This is a genomic window from Amycolatopsis roodepoortensis, assembly GCF_014873915.1.
In the GTDB taxonomy this organism is placed as follows: domain Bacteria; phylum Actinomycetota; class Actinomycetes; order Mycobacteriales; family Pseudonocardiaceae; genus Amycolatopsis; species Amycolatopsis roodepoortensis.
On the sequence record NZ_JADBEJ010000005.1, the window covers coordinates 1,515,525 to 1,536,854 of the forward strand.

The following is a 21,330-nucleotide window of genomic DNA, read 5'->3' on the forward strand; positions in this document are numbered from 1 at the left end:
CACCATGCGGAACCGTGTAGGTCGTTATACGTCGCCCGGATCGGCGCCCAGGACAGTGGGCCGTGACCGGTGGAGACCGGCGGTGCGGCGCAGAGTGAACCGGTCGATCTCGGCGCCGTCGTTGCGCAGGGTCCGCACGGTCAGCGTCGTCCGGCGGCCGGACCAGGCGGGCTCGACGTCGATCGCGAGGAACGAGTAGCCGGTGTAGCGCACGCGGGACCATGAGACGGTCTCGGTCACCTTCTCGCCGCCCTTGACCCAGTGGTACGACTGGAACTCCCCCGCGAACGTGTCGGGTACCGGGAAGCTGTAGAGGCTCTTTCCGCCGCCACCACAGGTCGCGTACACAGTGCCGTCGCGGTCCGGCTCGACGGTGTCGCCGATCTTCACCTCACGGGTCACCTTGCCGCCTCGCAAGGCGTCGGTGCGCTCGTAGATGTGGTTGTGGCCGTTGATCACGAGGTCGACGCGGTACTCGTCGAACAGCGGGACCCACTGCTCGCGGACGCCGCCCTCGGAGGCGTGCTGATTGGTCGTCGAGTAGGCACAGTGGTGGAAGAACACCACGATGAAGTCGACGTCCGGCTGCGAGCGCAGGTATCGCAAGCGGCGTTTGAGCCAGGCGGTCTGGGAGCCGTGCGAGTAGCCGAGGTTGGCGGGGATCTCGTAGGAGACGTCGTTGGCGTCGAGCGAGATCACCCCGACGTTGCCGTAGATGAATGAGTACACGCTCGGGCAGTCGTGCGGGCCGCTGCCGGGGAAGTCCCAGCGTTTGACCTGGCCGCCGTAGCCGTCGGGCGAGTAGAGGGCCTCCATGTCGTGATTGCCGGTGGTGACCATCCACGGCACGGACGCGGCGACGCCCTCGATCTGCCGGTAGTAGGCGTCCCAGACCTTGGGGTCGAAGAGATCGTGGTCGGCGTCGGGCTTGTTACCGGGCGGCTTGCCCGCTCCGCTCGGGTCGGCGTACGCGATGTCGCCCGCCAGCAGATGGAAGCGCGGGTTCTGCCGCGCGACCGCACCGTCCTGCGCGAGCGCCGTCGTCGAGACACCCTGATCACCGAACGCGGTGAAGGTGAACTTGCCCGCCGGAATCCCCCGGGCGGGCGCGGTGGTGAACGTCGAGACCGCGGCGGGTCCGCCGTCGCCCGACGCCGGGTCGAAACCCTCGTGACCGACGGCGTACCGGTAGGTGTGGCCGGGCCAGAGGTGATCGGCCTCGGCGTGCAGGTAGTACTGGTCGTACGGCGCGATGACCCCGGCGACCTCGGAATGCAGCGCGCGGACCTCGGCCGGGATGCGGTGACTCCAGCCGCCGTGGCCGTCGGCGATGCGCAGGAACGGCTTCCGCACCGGCGCCGGCACCTGCCACGCGACCCGCATCGACGTCCGCGGATTCCGGCCGAACGCGAGATGCCGCCCCGCCGGGACGACCTTGTCGCCGTCGGCGTACGCGGTGCCCTGCAAGAGAAGCGGACCGGCGGCGAGGACGGCGCCCTTGAGGATCGTGCGGCGGCTCAGGTACTCGTGTTGCTCGGCCATCGTGAGGTGCGAGGCCAGCGCGTCGGGAACACCGACCCTGGGGATTTCCATACGCGGGATGGTCGCCGACGAACGTGTTCGGCTCGCGACGACGAGACGAACGGGAGTGGTCGAACCGTCCATCGTGGACTCAAGGGTTCCCCAAGCCCCCTTTACCCTTCTCCTCCGTCGCATTTAGCCGACCAATTGCTTTCCGCATTTAGTCGACTAAAGGCGCTCCTCGCGCGACCTTCACTGGTGTCGATGCCACGGCCGTGATAGCTCCGCAAGCAGGCGCGCGTTTAGTCGACTAAATGCAACCCGCTTTCTTTGCGTGATCTCCATGGGCGGCGGCATCACCCTTCAGTGTTGTCCGCGCGTTTCACCGGTCGCTTAAAATTACGAACACCCGTTCGATGAATCGCGGTATTATGAAGGCGTGTCCGAGACCTTCCTTCCCGAGTTGCCGCAGGAGCTGTGGCGTGCCGGCAAGCTGGAGCTTGCCCATGGCGTGCTGCAGTCCTTGCGGGTGATTCGGGTGGCGACCGCTGGGTTGGGGCGGTTCTTGGCGGAGGTCGAGTCTCGGGGCGCGAAAGACTTGTTCGGGCATGGCAGTACGGCGAGTTGGTTCGCGGAGATGGCGGGGTTGTCGCGCGGCGAGGCGGGCGCGGTGGTGAAGCGAGCCATTGCGTTGAACCCGACGCGGAACCTGGATGGCACCGAAGCCCCTGCCGTAGCACCCGAGACCGCCGCCGTCGCCGCCGAGGGGCTCGTCGGAGATGAGCGGATCGATCAGATCCTGGAGATCTTGAAGAGGCTTCCTGCCGATACCTCGGCCGAGGATCGGGCGGTCGCGGAGAAAATCCTCGCCAACCTCGCCCCGAATGCCGGTCCCCACCAGTTGGTGGACGCTGAAGCGAAACTGCTGGGCTGGCTCGACCCCGACGGCAAGGAGCCGAAGGAGCCTGAGCCGAAGGAGCCGCGTCGGGAGATCACGTTGGAGCGCCGCCGGGACGGGTTCTGGAAACTGACCGGCCTCCTGGACGACGAGACGGGTGCCCGGACCGCCGCTGCGCTGGAGGCGTATGCCCAGCCGCGACCGGTGGACGAATTCGGCCAGGCCGATCTGCGGATGAAATGCGAACGCCTGGGAGACGCCTGGGCCGAACTCCTCGACCTCGCGATCGCCTGCCCGGACCAACCCGGAACCAGCGGCTACCGCACCCTCGTGCACGTCACCATCGGGCTCGACGAGCTGAAGTCCGGGCTCGGCACCGCGTGCCTCGACTTCGTCGGCACGATGACCGCGAGAGAAGCCCGACTCGCCGCCTGCGACTGCCTGATGCTCCCGGTCGTGATGAGTGCCGCAGGTGAACCCCTCGATGTGGGTCGGCTGCGGCGGTTCGTCACCCCAGGGCAAAGACGCGCGCTGAATATCCGCGACGGCGGCTGCGCGTTCCCCGGCTGCCATCGGAAACCCAAGAACTGCCACGCCCACCATATTGAGCACTGGGCAGACGGCGGACCGACAGATCTCCGGAATCTCGTGCTGCTCTGCGGTTTCCACCACCGGCTGATCCACCACGGCGACTGGGAAGTGCGGATGGCGGCCGATGGATTACCGGAATTCATCCCACCGCAGTACCGAGATCCGCTTCGACAACCCCGCCGCAACACCCTGCACCACCGCTGAACCCGAAGAGCCCGCCAGCCACACCGGCGACGGGCCCTTCGGCATGCCCGCAGACAAAAGCCTGCCCAGGCTCAAGACGAGCGTCTCACCGGGATTCACCCCGGCCCAGTCCGAGAACCCCGCTGAAACCCGACAGAAGCAGCGTGCGACAAGAGCCCAGGCTCAAGACAAGCGCGCCACCCAGGCGGCTGGTTGCCGGAACGCATCCGGCCCAGTAGCGAATTCCCCGGCGCACCACCCCGCATCACCGCTGAACCCCGAAGAGCCCGCCAGCCACACCCGGCGACGGGCCCTTCGGCATGCCCGCAGGACGCCACCGACGTTGGCGAAGGAATCGGGACACTCAATGTCCCAAATCCCTCATCAACGACCAAGGCAGACATCGTGGATGCGGAACCCGAGCACCCATCACCGAAAACCTCGTGACCGGACCGATCACGCAAGACTGTGTGGGTTTCGGGACATCAGATGTCCCGAAACCCACACAGTCCCATCGCCAATGGACCAGTCACGACCGAAAGAGCGGACGCTCAACGTCCCTTGATCAAGACCAACAGTCGACCCGGACCGATCACGCACAACCGTGTGGATTCCGCGCCATCCAACACCCAAATCCGCCTCGAAGACGAGGATCTCCGTTTCAGGAAGATCCGCCACTACTCGGGGGGATCACTCTGCAAGTCGCCGGACAGCAGCCGGGTCCAGATCTCGCGCACCAGAGAGGCACCTCACCCCGAAGGCGAAACTAACGCTCACCTCGGACCGTACGCCGCAGCTTCGGCACCCGCTCGTGCAACGTCCGCTCCGCCCCACGCTGAGTCGGCTCGTAATAGTCCCGTCCCACCAGCTCGTCCGGCGGATACTGCTGCGCCAGAACACCTTCCGGCACTTTTTGCGGATGCCGGTAGCCCTTCGCGTTGCCGAGTTTCTCCGCACCCGCGTAGTGCCCGTCCCGCAGATGCGGCGGCACCGTCCCGATCCGCCCGGACCGGACGTCGCTGAGCGCGGCGTCGATACCGGTGATGATGGCGTTCGACTTCGGGGCCGTCGCCAGGTGCACGGTCGCCTGCGCCAGCGCGAGACGGCCTTCCGGCATGCCGATGAACTGCACCGCGTGCGCCGCCGCGATGGCCGACTGCAACGCCGTCGGATCGGCCATGCCGATGTCCTCGCTCGCGTGCACCACCAGGCGGCGGGCGATGAACCGCGGGTCCTCCCCCGCTTCGATCATCCGTGCCAGGTAGTGCAGCGCGGCGTCCACATCGGACCCGCGGATCGACTTGATGAACGCGCTGATGACGTCGTAGTGCTGATCGCCGTCGCGGTCGTAGCGCACCGCCGCTTTGTCCACTGTGGACTCGACGATGGCGAGGTCGATCGTCTTGGCCTCGGTCGCGCTCGCCGCGTCCGCGGCCGCTTCCAGTGCGGTGAGCGCGCGCCGCGCGTCACCGGAGGCCAGCCGCACCAGATGCTCTCGCGCGTCTTCGGTCAGCGTGAGTTCGCCACCGAGACCGCGTTCGTCGGTCAGGGCGCGCTCGATCAGCGCGACGATGTCGGCGTCGGTCAGCGGCCGCAACTGCAGCACCAGAGACCGCGACAGCAGCGGCGAGACGACGGAGAACGACGGGTTCTCCGTGGTGGCCGCCACCAGCAGCACCGTCCGGTCCTCGACGGCGCCGAGCAGGGCGTCCTGCTGCGTCTTGGAGAACCGGTGGACCTCGTCGATGAACAGCACCGTGTTCTCGGCGTTGTAGTTCCGGCGACGCCGGGCCTCTTCGATGACCCCGCGCACCTCCTTCACCCCGGCCGACAGCGCGGACATCGCCACGAAGCGGCGGCCGGTCGCGGCCGAGACCAGGTTCGCCAGCGTGGTCTTGCCCGTGCCCGGCGGACCGTAGAGCAGCACGGAAGCGGGCGCCGCGCCTTCGACGAGCCGCCGCAGCGGCGCGCCCTCACGCAGCAGGTGCTGCTGCCCGACGACCTCGTCGAGCGACCGCGGCCTCATCCGCACCGCCAGCGGCGAACCCGCGGGTACGGCGGTGTTCTTCCCACCCCCCTCTCCGAGGGACCCACCCCCCTTGTTTTCCCTCGGCTCGGCCGGCTCCGGCGGCCCGAGGTCGGGGTTCACGGTGAAGAGTTCGTCCTGTGCCACGGTGTCGACGGTAGCCGCACCCACCGACGGTTCCGGCCACAGGTCAGCGCAGCCGCTCCCGGAACGCGTGCCACATGATCACGGCCGCGTACGGCACGAACTCGCGCCCGCGACGCCACACCCACGGGATGCCCTTGAGCACCAGCCAGCCGACGTGCCCGGCGGTACTCGGCTCCACGCCTCCCGAGCAGGTCAGGCTGACCGGCCGCGGCACCGCGAACCCGGCCTCGGCCAGCCGTTCGGTGAACCCGGTCGCCAGCATCCGGTGACCGAGTTCCGACGGGTGCAGCCGGTCGACGCTCCAGGCGGTGAGGTCGTAGGCGCCGGGCAGCAGTTCGAGGTCGAGACACGGCACTCCCTCGCGCGCGACGACCTCGTCGATGGCGGCGTTCAGTTCGGCCACCCGCTGGCTCAACGCCCGCCGCAGCGACTGCGGAAGGCGGAACACCTTGCCGTGGTCGTGGTACCGCACCGGGACCACGGTGGTGCCGACGGCGGCCAGGGCGTGGATCACCTCGGTGAGGTCCGCGGCGATCTTCTCGGCGCTGAAATCGGGACGCAGCGTGTCGTTCATACCCGCCACCACCAGCGCGACGTCCGGCCGGTGCGCCACGGCCGCGGGAAGCTGCTTCGTCAGCACACAGCCCATACGCGCGCCGGTGAACGACGGGTTCAGGTAGCCGTCCGGCTCGACACCCAGCGCCTCGGCGACGAGCGGGCCGACCCCGCGCCAGCCGCCTCGGTCCGGCAGTGGGTCGCCAAGGCCCACGGCCGTGGAATCGCCGAGCACGACCAGTCTGCGCGCCGACCGCGGGACGGCGGGCGCGGGAGGAAGGAGAGGTTCGGGACTCGGAGTGACTTCGACACTGATCACGGTCACGGTAGCCACCATCGGCCACGCAGACTCACCCGTGGTGATGCCTGGGTAACGCGGTGAGGACGGTCGAGCGAAAAGTCCGTGCGGCGGTTACCGGAACGCCGGATAGAAGGCGAGATCCGCGTGCGGCCCCAGCCTCGCGCCGAGCGCGGCGGCGACCCTGGTGGCGTGCTCGGAGATATGGGTCAGGCGGGCGCGCAGCGAATGTTTGGCCAGTTCCCGCCACCAGGTCACCAGCGCGGCCTCCCGGCTGATCGGCGTGGCGTGCCGGTCCAGGTCCAGCTCCGGGAGGATCTCCCAGGTGATGACCCACAGCAGGAGCAGCTGACCGTCCATCAGGTGTTCGGCCAGCGCGTCCTCGTCCGCGAGCCCGGGCCAGACCGAGACGACTTCGGCCCGCCAGGCCGCGATCATCGCCTCGCTCATCCCCGGCGGCAGCGCCAGCGCGTCCTCGCTCGACGCGAACGGCAGCCGCAGGTACGCAGCGTCCATCAAAGTGCTGCGCACCCGGCCGCGTTCGAAGTCGAGGAACCGCACTCCCCCGCTGGTCACGAGGTTGTTGTCCGGGCTGAGATCCACCGGGCTGAACGCGCGGTACGACGGCGAACCCGCCCGCTCGGCGACCTCCATGACCCGCCGCTGCACCGGCTCCGGCGTCTCGACATCGAGGAGTTCCTCCAGCAGTCCCGGCAACTGGGCGCAGACCGCGGGCAGCGGCGCGTCCTCGTTCTTGACCGGGCCGCCGAGACGGCGCAGCAGCGCGTTGAAATCGGGCTCGCGGCTCGCCGTGCTCGCGTGCAGCCTGCCCAGCGACCTGGCCCAGGACAGCAGCGCGCGTTCGGCGCCGCGTGCGTCCCGCGCGTGGAGCTTGTCGTGCAGCGTCGGGACGCCGCCGAGGTCCTCGATCACCAGGACCCGGTCCCGGCCGTCGTGGGCCAGCAGCTCCGGGCACATGCGGTCCTCCGGCGCGAGCGCGGTGAACAGCTGGTAACTGACCGCCTCCTGCGCGAACGGGTCGGGCCGTCCCGGCTCGGGCGGGTCTGGGTAGTGCTTGATGACCAGGGTGCGCGGCAACGCGAACGGCGACGACGCCACCCGCGCCCGCACGACCGTCGCCGGGCCGCTGCCGGCGAGGTCTTCGGGGGCGACGAGGGTGATCGCGCTGCCGAATCGGCGCGAAAGGACCGACTCGCCGGCGGCGACCGCGGCCGCGATGGCGAGGGTTTCGGCTCCAGCTCCGACGGTCGAATCGTCGGCAGAGGAGGTATCGACTGTCATTGCCACCGACCCTACTCGTGACTGAGCAACCATGACCACTGAGATCCGGGCAATCGCGCGCACTGGCGCGATCTGGGACTCATCCGCGTGAAAGCGGACGTTCCGTCACCCTCGATCGTTGCCCGCGACGGCGCAATGTCAGCACAATGGCCGCAGCTGCAACGATTCCGATGAGATTGACCAGCAGCTGACCGGCCGAATAAAGGCACCGTTCCCACTGACCGGCAACCGCCGCGACCACCGCGTAACCCGCCGCGGGAACCGTCGTCACCGAGATGAACACGCCGACGAGCGCGGCGGATTTGGCCGAAGTCATGGAAAGCATCCCGGCCGCCCCGGCGAGCAGCGCGACGATCAGCGACGCGATTCCCACCTGGTAAACGAAATCGACCTCGTGGTTGTCGGCGAGCTTGCTGACCTCCAGCACGCCGGTGGCGTTGCCCACCAGCACCACACCGAGCGTGATCACCATCGCGATCGGGAAGCCGCCGAGCAGCGCGACAGCCCCCTGCTTCACGAGATCCTGCCGTCGCAGCACCAGACCGACCGCGATGGCCGCCAGCGGGCCGAATTCCGGCCCCACGACCATCGCGCCGACGATGGTGACCGCCGAGTTCGTGATGACGCCGACCGCCGCCAGCAGGCACGCGATGGTCAGGAACGCCTGAAATGTCCAAGTGAGGCGTGACTCCTCGCCGGTACGGCCGACGAGTTCCTGCCACACCACCGCGTCCGCGGCCTCGCCCGGCGCGGCCTCCTCCGCCTTGTCGGCGGCGTCGGACACCGCGGTGTCCAGCGCTTCCAGCGTGATCCCGCCGGTGTGGTCGAGGTCGAGACCGCACAGCGACTCGACGATGTCGTCGGTCGCCTCGCGCGCGACGTCCGCCTCGATCAGGTCGCCTTCGGGCGCGACCGCCACCCCGCGGTGCACCACGAGGTGCGCCGTCCCGGCGTGTGCCCGCAGGATCCGGATCGCTTCTTCGGTCCGGTCCGGCGGGCACACGGCCCTGAGGTGGAGCATCAGTTCTGGACGGGCGGGGCGGGCTTGGCGTCGATGCCCGCCTCCTTGCGCTGCTCCGCGGTGATCGGCGCGGGAGCCGCGGTCAGCGGGTCGAACCCGCCGCCGGTCTTCGGGAACGCGATGACGTCACGCAGCGACTCGGCCTTGGCCAGCAGCATGACGATCCGGTCCCAGCCGAACGCGATCCCGCCGTGCGGCGGCGGGCCGAAGGCGAAGGCGTCGAGCAGGAAGCCGAACTTCTCCTGCGCCTCCTCCTCGGACAGGCCCATCAGCTCGAAGACCTGCTTCTGCAGCTCCTGCTGGTGGATACGGATCGAGCCGCCGCCGATCTCGTTGCCGTTGCAGACGATGTCGTAGGCGTAGGCCAGCGCGTTGCCGGGGTCGTCGGCGAGTTTGCCGATCCACTCCGGGGTCGGCGAGGTGAAGGCGTGGTGCAGGGCCTTCCACTTGCCGCCACCGACCGCGACGTCGTCGGACTCCTCTGCCGAGATGAACATCGGGAAGTCGACGACCCAGACGAACGACCAGGCGTTCTCGTCGATCAGGCCGAGCCGGCTGCCGATCTCCAGCCGGGTGGCGCCCAGGAGCGCACGCGCGTCGGCGGGCTTGCCCGCGGCGAAGAAGACGCAGTCGCCGGGCTTGGCTCCGGCGGCTTCGGCGACCGTCTCGCGCTCCTTCTCCGACAGGTTCTTCGCGACCGGCCCGCCGAGCGTGCCGTCCTCGTTGACGAGGATGTACGCGAGGCCGCGGTGGCCACGCTGCTTGGCGAAGTCCTGCCAGGCGTCGAGGGTGCGGCGCGGCTGGTCGGCCCCGCCCGCCATCACGACGGCGCCGACGTACGGCGCCTGGAACACGCGGAACGGGGTGTCGGCGAAGAACGCCGTCATGTCGGTGAGCTCGAGGTCGAAGCGCAGGTCCGGCTTGTCCGAACCGTACTTCTCCATCGCCTCGGCGTAGGTGATGCGCCGGAACGGCCGGGGGATCTCGGCGCCGATCAGCTTCCACAGCGCCGTCACGATGTCCTCGCCGAGCGCGATGACGTCGTCCTGCTCGACGAAGCTCATCTCGATGTCGAGCTGGGTGAACTCCGGCTGCCGGTCGGCGCGGAAGTCCTCGTCCCGGTAGCAGCGCGCGATCTGGTAGTACCGCTCGAGGCCGCCGACCATGAGCAGCTGCTTGAACAGCTGCGGCGACTGCGGGAGCGCGTACCAGGAGCCGGGCTTGAGCCGGGCGGGGACCACGAAGTCGCGGGCGCCCTCGGGGGTGGAGCGGGTCATGGTCGGGGTCTCGACCTCGACGAACTCCTGCGCGTGCAAGACCTCGCGGGCCGCGCGGTTCACCTCGCTGCGCAGGCGCATCGCGGCCGCGGGGCCGCTGCGGCGCAGGTCGAGGTAGCGGTGCTTGAGCCGCACCTCCTCGCCGACGTCGACCCGGTCGTCGATCGGGAACGGCAGCACGGCGGCCTCGGACAGCACCTCGAGCTCGGTGGCCAGCACCTCGATCTCGCCGGTGGGGATCTCGGTGTTGGCGTTGCCTTCCGGCCGCGTCGAGACCTCACCGACGATGCGGACGCAGTACTCGGAGCGCAGCTGGTGGGCGCGCTCGGCCATCTCGCCCTCGCGGAAGACGACCTGGCTCACGCCGCTGGCGTCGCGCAGATCGATGAAGATGACGCCGCCGTGATCGCGCCGCCGGGCCACCCATCCGGTGAGGGTGACCGTCTGACCGGCGTGCTCGGCACGCAAGGTGCCGGCTTTGTGGGTGCGAAGCACTGCGGGTGCTCTCCTTCGGCATCACGATTCTGCGATTCGACGGCTTTTCGCCGACGTCGAAGGCTAACGAATCGCCCCGGATGCCTCGCGACCAGGTACAAACCCGACGGTTCCTCAGATCGTCGGCCAGGCCTCCAGCGCCGCGACCATCCGCCGGGTGTACGCCAGGTAGTCCGGCACGGACAGGACCCGGCCGTCGATGTTGTCCAGCAGCCAGCCCGAGGCCGCCTCCTTCGACGCGAAGAACTGCGTGCAGACCAGTGCCTCGACGTAGTCCGGGCCGAGGGCGAGGTCGATCCCGGACAACCGCGACGCGGCGACCACGGCCTGCGGCGGGTCGACGCTCAAGACCCGTTCCCGGGTGAAATGGACCCGGACGTGGGCCCCGGTCGCCGGGCAGACCGCGTCCGCGTGCACGGGTTCGCCGGTGGCGACGGCCAGGAGGAACAGGTCGACGCGGTACCGGTCGGCGCTCGCCCGGTCGGCCGGGCGGGCTCCGCGGTCCATCACGACCAGCCCGTCGCGGATGGCGAAACCCATCAGGTCCATCAGCCGGTGGGCTTCGGCGGGGTCCATGCCGACGGTGGCGGCGAGTCTTCCGATGGCGATGGGGTGTCTGCCCGCTCTGGTCAGCTTGGTCGCGGCCCAGGCGATGCGGACAGCGGCGGTGCGATCCGTACGGGTGGTCAACAGGCACCTCCTCGCCTTCGTCCCGTTGAGATTAAGCACGAAAAGGTTTTCCGCCAAGTCACTGCGCCGAACGGCCGAATGCGTTGTGCGGTAAGAAAATTCACCCGACGTATCGGGCAACGGGACGCCGTTCGCACGGAAAGGCGCACACTTTCGGCCACGGTAGGCGAAAGTGGCCGATGGCGCCTCGGACCGGCCGTGAGCTTCCGGCGACGTTGCGAAAGCCACTTTCGCGACGTCGAAGGTTGCGAAAGTGGCTTTCGCAACGCGCCATCGGCGCAGGTGAGGGCACTTGGCGGAGCGCGAGAGCCGCAAGCCGGCTTCACAGCAGTTTCAGTTGCTCCGCCGCCGGGATCACCACCTCCTCCGAACGCTGCACGGGCATCGTCACCTGCATTCGCTCCCCGTCGTCCGCACGGGCATCGAAGCCATGACGACGCAACAACGGGCCGACGCGGGCGCCCAGCCGCTCCCGGTACGCCTTCGGCAGATAAGCGCCGCGCGAGTACAGCTCCCGGTATTTCGGCACGAGCTCCGGATGTTCCCTGCCGAGCCAGCGGGCGAACCATTCCCGCGCGCCCGGCCGCAGATGCAAGGGGAGGACGGTGACCCGCGTGGCGCCCGCCTCGGCCAGCCGCGAGAACAAGGCGTCGAGCGCGGCCACCGAGTCGGTCAGGTACGGCAGCACCGGCGCGACCAGCACCGAACACGGCAGCCCGGCGTCCCGCGCCTTGCGGATCAGGTCGAGCCTCGCCCGCGGGCTCGGCGTCCCCGGCTCGAGGCGGCGCTGCAGGTCTTCGTCGAGCAGCGCGAGCGAGATCGCCAGCCCGGCCGGCACGTCCTTCGACACCGACTCCAGCAGCGGCAGATCCCTGGCCAGCACGGTCCCCTTGGTGAGGATCGACAACGGCGTGCCCGAGTCGGCCAGCGCGGTGATGATGCGGGGCATCAGCTTGTACCGGCCCTCGGCACGCTGGTAGGGATCGGTGTTCGTGCCCATCGCGACGTGCTCGCGTGCCCAGCTCGGCCGGCGCAGTTGCGCGGCCAGCACTTCGGGCGCGTTGACCTTCACGATCACCTGCGTGTCGAAGTCGCGACCGGCGTCGAAGTCCAGATACGTGTGGGTGTTCCTGGCGAAACAGTTGTGCGTGACCATGCCGTCGGCGATGAAGTCGCCGGTGCCGGTGGTGATGTCGAACAACGGCAGCTCGATGCCCAGCGGCTCGATGGACGTCACCTTCCGTCTCGTCCGGCCGATGGGCAGACCGTCGAGCGACCGTTTCCAGCCGACGGCGGGATCGGTGAGGTGGAAGAAACGCACCTCCTCCGACGGCCCGCCGAGGAGCTGAACCGTCCACAGCGGACGGAACTTGACGTTTTCGGTTCTCACGTAACGGAAGCCGAAGTTGTCCAGCGCGGAGCAGAAGGTCGAGACGATGTCCTGCTCGTCGTGCGTGACGCGCAGCGCACCATGCCGGTAGCTGCCGGCGAGATCGAACAACCCGGCGAGGAATCCGCGCTGCCAATGGGAATCCGGCGAGGGCGGCACCTGCACGAAACCGACCGACGCGCCGAAATCGGGCAGGTACCGGAGCGCGCGATCCGCGGCGTCCTTCTCGGTCGAGAACCCGCCGGAGCGCAGCATCCCGCACAGGTAACCGGCACGGTAGCCGAGCGTGTCGTCCGGGGTGCGCGCGAGTTTCCCGACACCGACGAGTTCGGTGCCGCCGACCAGATGCGGCCGTTGCGCGGCACCGAACCGGGTGCCGGTGACGTGTTTCCACCCGCGTCCGGTCAGGAACCGGTGGTCGCCACTGGCCACGATGGACGTTCCGTCGTCGAGGGTCAGGCGGTACGCCGGCTTCAGCGTCGACCAGTGCGCGAGCACCTTCGTCGGCACCAGGCGGCGGCCCGCGCCACGCCCGCGCGTCCCGTAGATCGCGTCACCGGGCGCAAGCTCCGCCAGCGCCTTCGTCCGGCCGTCGGCCATCAGGACCGGCGTCGCACCTTCCAGGCAGTACGTGCACGCGTGAGAACAACCGCGGTATGGATTCACCGTCCATCCGAACGGGACACCCGACCCGTCGGGCACCTTGTTCAGCACGGATTTGGCGTGCACCTCGTGAAAGGTGACGCCGTCGAACTCGGGCGTGCGCACCGAACGCAGCAACCCGTCCAATCCGGGCAGGACCGGCTCGCCGCCGTCCACCCGCTGTCGATCCCATCGCACCAGGCCAGTCGAACACATGTTCTAGACAGGTGTCAAACGTATGTTCGAACATGGGTGATCTTCGCGGCGAGCTAGAGCTTCGTGATCTCTTCCGCCACATACCCGGCGGGCTGGATCAGCCCCGCGCACCGGCTCTCCCCGCGCGGCCTCGCCGACCGGCGGCGCACCGTCACCGCGTAGAAGTCCTCGCCACCGCGCACGGTGACGACCCGGGCGTCGGATTCGAGCAACGGCTCCTCCTGGACGGCGAGCACGTCGTCCAAACCGGACAGGTCCAGCCGCCGCCGGAGGGCGATCTCCGCGAACTGCGCCCACGCCGTCCGGGCGGACGTCCGGCCGCGAAGCTGCTCCGGCTCGACCTGGCCGCGCAGGGCGGACTTGGCGACCAGTGCCGCTTCGGCCGGGTTGAGCTGGCCGTGCAGGAAACCGTCGGGGACCACCAGGAGGTTGCCCGCCCAGCGGTCTCCGCCGACGTGGCTGACCTCCCAGGCCCGGCCGGGGTGATTGGTGTTGAGCGTCGAAGCCAGCGGGCGGCCGAGCACCGCGCAGCACATGTCCTTCGTGCCGTGCGTGCAGACCAGGAACAGCGGCCCGTCCACTCGCGTGCCGAGCCCGCCCGCGCCTTCCGCGACCGCTTCGAGGTCGAGCCCGGCCAGCTCGCCGAGGTCGTGGATCTCCAGGCGCTCGAGCCAGCGGTTGCCCGGTTCGCCGCCGCCGACGTACACGGACCGGGGACGATCCGGGTCGCGCTGATGTTTGCCCGGCCGACGGATCAGCAGCGGACGCAACCCGTGGGACCGTCTCAAGGATTCGAGCAGCTCTCGGCGCTCGGCGGGGAAGGCCTCGTCGAGGACGTTTTCCAGCGCGTCCGCGGGCCACGGGCCCGGCTGCTCGATGAGCAGCCAGCAGCGCATGTCAGCCGCGGTTCCGGCCGGGCTCGCACCCAGCATGCGCGCGACGGTGGCGCAGCCCGGCAACGCGGCGGGCGGCGCTGGGGTGTCCGAGAGCTGAGCGGTCATCGCCTGACCCCTCCGGACCTCACCTTAGGCATGCCTTAGCTTACCCCGCCCGGTCTCCCTTCACACTTCTCGTCCCCTGTGACTTTCAGCCGATCGAGAGAAGTCCCTGCGTGGTGAGCTCGCCGAGGAACGCCCGCACCGTCCCCCGATCGAGTTCGGACAGCTCGGCGAGTCGTTTGACCGCCTGCGGCGTCCCGTCGAGCAACGCTTTCAGCAGCGGAGCCGCGGCACCCGCGAAGACGAACCGCTTGCCGTCCGCGAGGAGGATCACCCGGCCGTCACCTTCTTCGAGCACCGCCCTCGGGACGAGGAACCGGACCTCGGTCTCGTCGCCGTCCGGAAGCAGGCCGGGGGTCGCCGCCCACGGCAGCCCGACTCGCGGATGCGCGGGGGCCGCCGAATCGCGTTCGGCGAGGAACCGGTCGACGACGTCGCCGGTCAGCGCGGCTTCCAGCTCGGCCCGGAGCGCGGCGGCACGGGCCTCCCGCTCCTCGTCCGTCCCGAACCTCGGGAGGTCCTGGCGGAACACGGTGCTCGCCCGGAGCTTGTCGGCGAGCCAGGACACCAGGTCGACCCCGGTGGCCGGGCTGAACCCGAGCGTGAGGTGCAGCGACATCTCCCCCACCGCGGTGACGTCGTGCCAGTGCCCGCGAGGGACGTAGAGGACGTCGCCGTCCTCGAGGATGAAGTCGTCGATCGGCTCACCGGGCCGCTCGGGCTGCTCGACGTCGCGATGCAGCGGAGCGGGCCTGGTCGGGCCGTGCATCCGCCAGCGTTTGCGGCCGGCGACCTGGATGATGAACGCGTCGTGGTCGTCCCAGTGCACGTCGAAGCCGTGCGTCACGCCCCAGCCGGCGTACAGGTTGACCTGGACGCTCTCGCGGAGGTCGTGTTCGAGGCTTCGGGCGAGATCGCCGATCGGGTCGCTGAGTTCCTGGATGGCGTCGAGCACCATCGTCGCGCCGCCGCGGAGATGCTCGGTGAACGGAGCGGCCTGCAGGCGGGGGACGGTGCCACTGCGGCGGGTGGGGACGAGATCGGTGTAGCTCTCCATGGGCACCGGGGTGCCGTCGAGCGCGAGGCGCAGGCGCGGGAACTCCAGGCGGTGCTGCCGGAGGATCGCGTTCAGCGCGGGCCACGGCAGCAGGTCGGCGAACCGGCCCGCGCGGCCTTCGAAACGGCGGTAGGTCTCGCCCTGGACGTCTTGGAAGAACTGGCTGACCCCGAGCGGAGCCACGAGGTCAGCCAGTGTCGGCGTTTCGGGCACTCAGCCGTCGTTGCCGTCGTTGTCGGCGGCCGCGCCGTTGGCCTTCCCGCGGTCGACCGCGGTCGGGATCATTTCGACCTCCAGCAGCAAACCGCTGTCGGGAGCCTGCGTACCTGACTGTTCCTGTGCCATCCTGCCACCTTTTTCTCAGACGAGCGGACGGACCGAAAATCGGTCTGGAGCGCCGCCCAGCCTACGACACGTTTCGAGAAAATTCACTGTCCAGCAGGCAAAAACGGCCTTGTGAGCGATCTTCGACACCGCGGCGCCGGTTCACCCGGACAGCGGTTCTAAGCTGCCATTCATGGCTGATCCGGCATCCGTTGCCCGCCCGCGGTGGGACGTGCTCGCGGCCGTCGGCGCCGGAGGCGCGCTGGGCAGCCTCGCCCGCTACGGGCTCTCGGTGGCGATCTCCCACCCCCGGGGCCAGTTCGCGTTTTCCACCTTTGCCACCAACGTTTCCGGCTGCCTGCTGATCGGGATCCTGATGGCGTCGCTGACCGCGTCGGAGAACCCGCACCGGTTGCTGCGTCCCTTCCTCGGGGTCGGGATCCTGGGCGGTTACACCACGTTTTCGACCTACGCGACGGACACCCTCGATCTCGTGACGGCCGGGCGCCCGTTCACCGGGTTGGCGTACGCGTTCGGAACGGTGGCCGCGGCGCTGGTGGCCGTCTACGCCGGGCACGAGATCACCCGCGCGGTGAAGAAATGACCCTCGTCTTCGTCGCGCTCGGCGGTGGTTTCGGGGCGATCGTCCGTTTCCTGACCGATCTCCGGATGCGCGCGTGGCGGGGCGCCACCTTCCCGTGGGGCACGCTGGTGGTCAACATCGCGGGCTCGTTGATCCTCGGTGTCCTGACCGGCTGGGCACTGCACGGCGGCCAGCCCGACGGAGTCCGCTCGCTGCTGGCCGTCGGATTTTGCGGCGGCCTCACCACGTTTTCGACGTTCGGGTACGAAACCCTGCGCCTGTTCACCGAGAAGACGCGGGCGCGCGCGGTGGTGAACGCCGTCGTCACGATGGCCGCCGGGATCGGCGCCGCGGCGGCCGGCTTGCTGCTCGCCGCCGCCATCTGGCACTGACTCAGGCTTCGGGCGCCATCCGCCACGCCGCGGCCGCGACCGCCTCGCGCTGTTCGGCCGGGAGGTCCGCCGCCATCTCCTCCAGCTTTTCGACGACGCCTTCGTGCGCGGCGTTCGCGAGCCGGAGCCCCTCTTCCGTCAGCGTGATCTTCAGCGCGCGGCGATCGCCGGAATCCGCGACCCGCTCGACGAGCGCGCGCCGCTGCACGCGATCCACCAGGCCGGTGACGCTGGACTTCTCCAGGTTCAGCATCTTGCCGAGGTCGGTCATCCCGACTCCCGTCTCCCCCTGCGCCAGGACGCAGAGCAGCTGGGCCTGCTGCGGCGTGAGGTCGTGGGACCGGCCGACGTCGATGAAAGCGCGCTGCACCAGATGGGAGAGCCGCACCAGCGCCGTCGCGAATCCGAGGTCTTCGGCCGTGGTCATGAAGGAAGTCTACTTGACGATCGTTGGTACTGCGAACTACTGTAGTTCGCAGTACCAACATTCCGCATTACGAACTAGGGGATCTCATGACCACGACCGTGGCCGTCATCGGCGGGGGATACGGCGGCACGACCGTCGCCAAGGAGCTGGACTCGTTCACCGACGTCGTGCTCGTCGAGCCGCGCGAGGACTTCGTCCACCACGTCGCCGCCTTGCGGGGGCTCGTCGATCCCGAGTGGACGGATCGGCTCTTCTACCCGTACGCCCGGCTCCTCGAACGGGGACGGGTGCTCCGCGACCGCGCGGTGAGCGTGGACCAGGACGGCGTCACGCTGGCGTCGGGTGAACGGCTCACGCCGGACTACGTCGTGCTGGCGACCGGTTCGGCGTACCCGTTCCCGGCGAAGATCGATTTCCACGACAGCGCTTCGGCGAAGGCGAAGATCCGTGCCACCCGGGAAGAACTCGCGGGCGCGGAGAAGGTGCTGCTGCTCGGCGCGGGCCCGGTGGGCCTCGAACTGGCCGGCGAGATCAAGGCGGTGTGGCCCGAGAAGGCCGTGACGATCGTCGACCCCGCGAAGGACATCCTGCCCGGTTTCCCGGAGGACTTCCGCGCGGAGATCCGCCGCCAGCTCGACGGACTGGGCGTCGAGCTGCTGCTCGGCACTTCGCTGACCGAGGCACCGGTCTCCGAACCGGGGCAGGCCAAGACGTTCACCTCGGGGCTCACCGGCGGCGGCGAGGTGACCGCCGATCTGTGGTTCCAGTGCTTCGGCGGCGCGCCGCACACCGCGTACCTCGACGGCGAACTGGCCGCGGCGCGGCAGGCGAACGGCCAGGTGGAGGTGACTCCCGAACTGCGCCTTCCGGGACAGCCCGGCGTGTTCGCGCTCGGCGACATCACCGCGTTGCCGGAGGGGAAGCTGGCGAAGGTGGCCGGTGACCACGCCGAGGTCGTCGTGGCCAACATCCGGGCGCTGATCGAAGGCGGTGAGCTGCGGACCCATACGCCGGGCGGGCCGATGATCTCGTTGCCGCTCGGGCCTTCCGGCGGCGCGACCTACGCCGAGGAGGTCGGGATCCTGGACGCGGCGACCACCGCGGAGATCAAGGGGTCGCACATGATGGCCTCGCGGTACGACGAGATGTTCGGGCAGGCGTAGCGCTCGTGAGTGGTAAGGACGGTTAGAACCGTCCTTACCACTCACGAGTCCCTAACGCGGAGCGAGACCTCGCACGTGCGCGAACGGGTCCTCACCCGTCGGCAGCAGCGCGATGATCGGCGTCGTCAGCCCGTTGTCCACATAGGACTGCACCTGCTCGCGGCAGGAATCGAGGCTGCCGTGGACGATCAGGTCGTCGACGACCTCGTCCGGGATGACCTGGTTCGCCTTCTGCCGGTCGCCCGCGGCCCACGCCTCGTGCATCGGCGCGAGCGCGTCGCCCCGGCCGAGCCATTCGTGGAACGCCGCGTACACCGGCACGGTCAGGTAGCTCGAGATGAGCATCCGGCCGAGTCCGCGCGCGGCGGCCTTGTCCTCGGTGGGGCAGACGAAGATCCGCGCGGCCAGTTCGACGTCCGGCCCGATCTCCGCGCGCACCTTCGGCACGTCGGACGCGGCGAGCCAGTTGGTGATGGCGCCGTCGGCCTCCTTCGCGGCCAGCCGCAGCATCCCCGGCCGCAGCGCGGCGAGCATGATCGACGGCGGCGGATCGGCGGGCCGCTCCAGCCGGAACTTGCTGACGGAGAACGACTCGTACTCCTCGGTGACCTTCTCCCCCGCCAGTGCCGAACGCAGGAAGCGCAGGGTGTCCCGCGAACGCGCGAACGGCGCTTCGAACTCGGCGGCGTTCCAGTTCTTCACGATCACCGGCGACGACGCGCCGATGCCGAGCACGAACCGGCCGGGCGCCAGTTCCGCGACGGTCGCCGCGCTCATCGCCAGCAGCCCGGGTCCGCGCGTGTACACCGGCACGATCGCGGTGCCCAGCCGCAGCTGCGGCGCCCACTGCGAGGCCAGCACCAGCGGCGTGAAGGCGTCGTGGCCCGCCGTCTCGGCCGACCACGCGTCGGTGTAGCCGAGATCCGGCAGCTCCCGCACCATCTCCTCGTGCGCCGCGAGCGGCACCCCGGTCAGCGGAATGGTGATGCCCCACCGTTTCATGCGTTCTCCTCGCTCTTGACCGCGTCACCGGACAGCTCACGCACGATCCAGTCCACCTGCGTGCGCATCAGGTTCTCGGCGACCTCTTCGGCTTGCGGCGTCATATGCGTCGCGCCGGCCAGCGGCAGGAACACGTGCGCGCGTCCCTTCGCCAGCAAGGCCGACGACAGGCGCAACGAGTGGGCGACGAAAACGTTGTCGTCGGCCAGTCCGTGCACGATCAGCAGCGCCCGCGAGAGGTCACCGGCGCCGGCGATCAGCGAGTTGTGCTCGTACGAAGCCGTTTCCTCCTGCGGGAGCCCGAGATAACGCTCGGTGTAGTGCGTGTCGTACAGCGACCAGTCGGTCACCGGGGCACCCGCGACAGCGGCGTGGAAGACGTCCGGGCGGCGCAGCACGGCCAGCGCGGACAGGTAACCGCCGTAGGACCAGCCGCGGATCGCGACCCGTTCCAGGTCGAGTTCCGGATGGAGCGCTGCCGCCGCGTGCAGCGCGTCGACCTGGTCGGCGAGGGTGACGTCGGCGAGTTTGCCCGCGATCTCCTTCTCCCAGGCCGAACCCCGGCCGGGTGTCCCGCGTCCGTCGGCGACCAGCACCGCGAAGCCCTGGTCCGCGAGCCACTGCGGGGTCAGGAAGGCGTTGCGGGTCTGCAGGACGCGCTGGGCGTGCGGGCCGCCGTACGGGTCGAGCAGCACCGGGAGCTTGCCTTCGCTCTCCTCGTACCCGGTCGGCAGCACCAGCGCGGCGCGCAGGCCCCGCTCCCCCAGCGTCAGCCAGGTCAGGTTCGGCACGACGTCGGGGTCGACGGTGAAGGAACCGATGCGCGCCACGGTCTTCTCGCCGGACACGACGGTCACCACCGGGCCGCTGCGTTCCAGGGTCCACGACGAGAGCACGGTCAGCGCGGCGGTCCCGGAGCCGACGTGTACACCATCCTCAGTGGACAGACGACGAAGCTCTCCGCCCTCCGTGCGGAAGACGTGGATCTGCGTCGGATCGGCCTCCGACGCGCTGAACAGCACCTCGTCGCCGACGTGCAGGATCGAGCGCACCTGCAGCCCCGGCGGGGTGACGGCCACGCCGTCGACGACCAGCCGGTGGTCGCCGTCGGCGGCGCTCTCGCGGACCAGGCGGCCGTCGGTGGTCCACGCCGGGACGCCCGCGGCGAGCTCGACCCAGTGCTCGTCGGTCTCGGTGTGCAGCACCTCGACCGAACCGGTCGCCGGGTCGACCGCCTGGATCTCGAGTTTCCGCTGGTCACGCGACTGCACGGACAGCAGCGGCTTGCCCGCGACGGACCAGTGCACCGCGGCCAGATACTCCCAATCGGTCTTCTCGACGTCGACGCGGGAGCCGTCGAGGCCGAGGACGGCCAGCATCACGTCCGCGTTCGTGGTGCCCGCCGCCGGATACGCGACGACGTTCGCCGCCGACTGCGGGTTCGCCGGGTCGGCGATCGTCCAGCGCGGCACGGCTGCCCGGTCCGAGCGCTCGACCAGGAGACTCTTTCCGTCCGGCGACCACCAGTAGCCGCGGGTGCGGCCCATCTCCTCGGCCGCGATGAACTCCGCGAGCCCCCAGGCGATGTCGTCACCCGCCTCCTCTACGAGCAGCCGGTCTTCACCGGTGGCCCGGTCGATCACCCGCAGGCGACGGTCGCGGACGTAGGCGACGTGCGTGCCGTCCGGGCTGGGCCGCGGGTCGACGACCGAGCCGTCGACCAGCACCGACACCTCGCCGGTGGTCAGGTCGAGGGTGTGGAGCTTGCCCGAGAGCGAGAACGCGGCGACGGTGAAGGCGTCGTCGACCGCGTAGCCGACCACGCCGCCACCAGTCTCCCGGCTGCGCTCGCGGCGGGCACGTTCCTCCGGCGGCAGGTCCTCTTCACCGGGCAGCAGCTCAGCGGCGTCTACCAGCTTCGTCTCCTCGCCCGACGCGACGTCGAACGACCACAGGCTGTGCCGGGGGTCGGTACCGGACTCGGACCGCAGGAACAGGATGCGGGAACCGTCCGGGGCGACCTTGAACTCTTTCGGCGCGCCGAGGGTGAAGCGCTGGGTGCGGGCCTGACGGCGGAGGAACGGGAGATCTTCGAGGCTGTTGTCGGTCACGTCCCGCACTCTTTCAGACGA

The 21,330-nt window shown here is 69.5% G+C and carries 18 protein-coding genes; 4 read left to right on the plus strand and 14 right to left on the minus strand.

Going from position 1 to position 21,330, the window contains the following annotated elements; all coding sequences use genetic code 11:
* Positions 1-24: 24 nt before the first annotated feature.
* A complete protein-coding gene (locus H4W30_RS26430) occupies positions 25-1,593 on the minus strand; it encodes a purple acid phosphatase family protein (protein ID WP_192745306.1) in 1,569 nt (522 codons plus the stop codon).
* Between the two features lie 367 nt (positions 1,594-1,960).
* On the opposite strand from H4W30_RS26430, the gene H4W30_RS26435 reads away from it, so the two are divergent.
* On the plus strand, positions 1,961-3,214 hold the full coding sequence (locus H4W30_RS26435; RefSeq protein WP_192745307.1) for an HNH endonuclease signature motif containing protein: 1,254 nt from the start codon (positions 1,961-1,963) through the stop codon (positions 3,212-3,214).
* 745 nt (positions 3,215-3,959) lie between these two features.
* On the opposite strand, the gene H4W30_RS26440 is transcribed toward H4W30_RS26435, so the two are convergent.
* From H4W30_RS26440 to H4W30_RS44295, 10 genes are all read right to left on the minus strand, one after another.
* Positions 3,960-5,366: a replication-associated recombination protein A gene (locus H4W30_RS26440; protein ID WP_192745308.1), complete on the minus strand. Its 1,407-nt coding sequence runs from the start codon at positions 5,364-5,366 to the stop codon at positions 3,960-3,962.
* Between the two features lie 43 nt (positions 5,367-5,409).
* Positions 5,410-6,258, minus strand: coding sequence for an SGNH/GDSL hydrolase family protein (locus tag H4W30_RS26445; protein ID WP_192745309.1), 849 nt, complete (start codon positions 6,256-6,258; stop codon positions 5,410-5,412).
* A 75-nt stretch (positions 6,259-6,333) separates the two neighbouring features.
* Positions 6,334-7,521 carry a phosphotransferase gene (locus tag H4W30_RS26450; RefSeq protein WP_192745310.1) on the minus strand — a complete coding sequence of 396 codons (1,188 nt, stop codon included), beginning with the start codon at positions 7,519-7,521 and terminating at the stop codon, positions 6,334-6,336.
* A gap of 79 nt (positions 7,522-7,600) precedes the next feature.
* Entirely contained in the window at positions 7,601-8,542 is a 942-nt protein-coding gene (locus H4W30_RS26455; protein ID WP_192745311.1) for a DUF389 domain-containing protein, read from the minus strand.
* A complete protein-coding gene (gene aspS / locus H4W30_RS26460; protein ID WP_192745312.1) occupies positions 8,542-10,314 on the minus strand; it encodes an aspartate--tRNA ligase in 1,773 nt (590 codons plus the stop codon). The genes H4W30_RS26455 and aspS overlap by 1 nt, the downstream gene beginning before the upstream one ends.
* Positions 10,315-10,428: 114 nt before the next feature.
* Positions 10,429-11,004 (minus strand): organomercurial lyase, encoded by a 576-nt coding sequence (merB, locus tag H4W30_RS26465; RefSeq protein ID WP_192745313.1) that lies wholly within the window; start codon positions 11,002-11,004, stop codon positions 10,429-10,431.
* A gap of 322 nt (positions 11,005-11,326) precedes the next feature.
* Entirely contained in the window at positions 11,327-13,234 is a 1,908-nt protein-coding gene (locus H4W30_RS26470) for an intein-containing Rv2578c family radical SAM protein (RefSeq protein ID WP_192745314.1), read from the minus strand.
* A gap of 71 nt (positions 13,235-13,305) precedes the next feature.
* A complete protein-coding gene (locus H4W30_RS26475) occupies positions 13,306-14,253 on the minus strand; it encodes a sucrase ferredoxin (RefSeq protein WP_192745315.1) in 948 nt (315 codons plus the stop codon).
* 85 nt (positions 14,254-14,338) lie between these two features.
* Positions 14,339-15,520 (minus strand): cupin domain-containing protein, encoded by a 1,182-nt coding sequence (locus H4W30_RS26480; protein WP_192745316.1) that lies wholly within the window; start codon positions 15,518-15,520, stop codon positions 14,339-14,341.
* On the minus strand, positions 15,521-15,652 hold the full coding sequence (locus H4W30_RS44295) for a hypothetical protein (protein WP_255431246.1): 132 nt from the start codon (positions 15,650-15,652) through the stop codon (positions 15,521-15,523).
* Positions 15,653-15,824: 172 nt separating this feature from the next.
* Here H4W30_RS44295 and crcB (H4W30_RS26485) point away from each other — a divergent pair, with 172 nt between their 5' ends.
* Together crcB (H4W30_RS26485) and crcB (H4W30_RS26490) are read left to right on the plus strand one after the other, a co-directional pair.
* The gene (crcB, locus tag H4W30_RS26485) at positions 15,825-16,235 is read left to right on the plus strand and encodes a fluoride efflux transporter CrcB (protein ID WP_192745317.1); all 411 of its coding nucleotides are present in this window, start codon (positions 15,825-15,827) and stop codon (positions 16,233-16,235) included.
* Positions 16,232-16,606, plus strand: coding sequence for a fluoride efflux transporter CrcB (gene crcB / locus H4W30_RS26490; RefSeq protein ID WP_192745318.1), 375 nt, complete (start codon positions 16,232-16,234; stop codon positions 16,604-16,606). The genes crcB (H4W30_RS26485) and crcB (H4W30_RS26490) overlap by 4 nt, the downstream gene beginning before the upstream one ends.
* A 1-nt stretch (position 16,607) precedes the next feature.
* On the opposite strand, the gene H4W30_RS26495 is transcribed toward crcB (H4W30_RS26490), so the two are convergent.
* Positions 16,608-17,033, minus strand: a complete 426-nt coding sequence (locus H4W30_RS26495; protein WP_126731640.1) for a MarR family winged helix-turn-helix transcriptional regulator — start codon at positions 17,031-17,033, stop codon at positions 16,608-16,610.
* 86 nt (positions 17,034-17,119) lie between these two features.
* Here H4W30_RS26495 and H4W30_RS26500 point away from each other — a divergent pair, with 86 nt between their 5' ends.
* Complete coding sequence (locus H4W30_RS26500; RefSeq protein ID WP_192745319.1) at positions 17,120-18,196, plus strand: NAD(P)/FAD-dependent oxidoreductase; 1,077 nt, start codon at positions 17,120-17,122, stop codon at positions 18,194-18,196.
* Between the two features lie 51 nt (positions 18,197-18,247).
* On the opposite strand, the gene H4W30_RS26505 is transcribed toward H4W30_RS26500, so the two are convergent.
* Together H4W30_RS26505 and H4W30_RS26510 are read right to left on the minus strand one after the other, a co-directional pair.
* Positions 18,248-19,198, minus strand: a complete 951-nt coding sequence (locus H4W30_RS26505; RefSeq protein WP_192745320.1) for an LLM class F420-dependent oxidoreductase — start codon at positions 19,196-19,198, stop codon at positions 18,248-18,250.
* Positions 19,195-21,318, minus strand: a complete 2,124-nt coding sequence (locus tag H4W30_RS26510; RefSeq protein WP_455423574.1) for a prolyl oligopeptidase family serine peptidase — start codon at positions 21,316-21,318, stop codon at positions 19,195-19,197. The genes H4W30_RS26505 and H4W30_RS26510 overlap by 4 nt, the downstream gene beginning before the upstream one ends.
* Between the last annotated feature and the right edge of the window lie 12 nt (positions 21,319-21,330).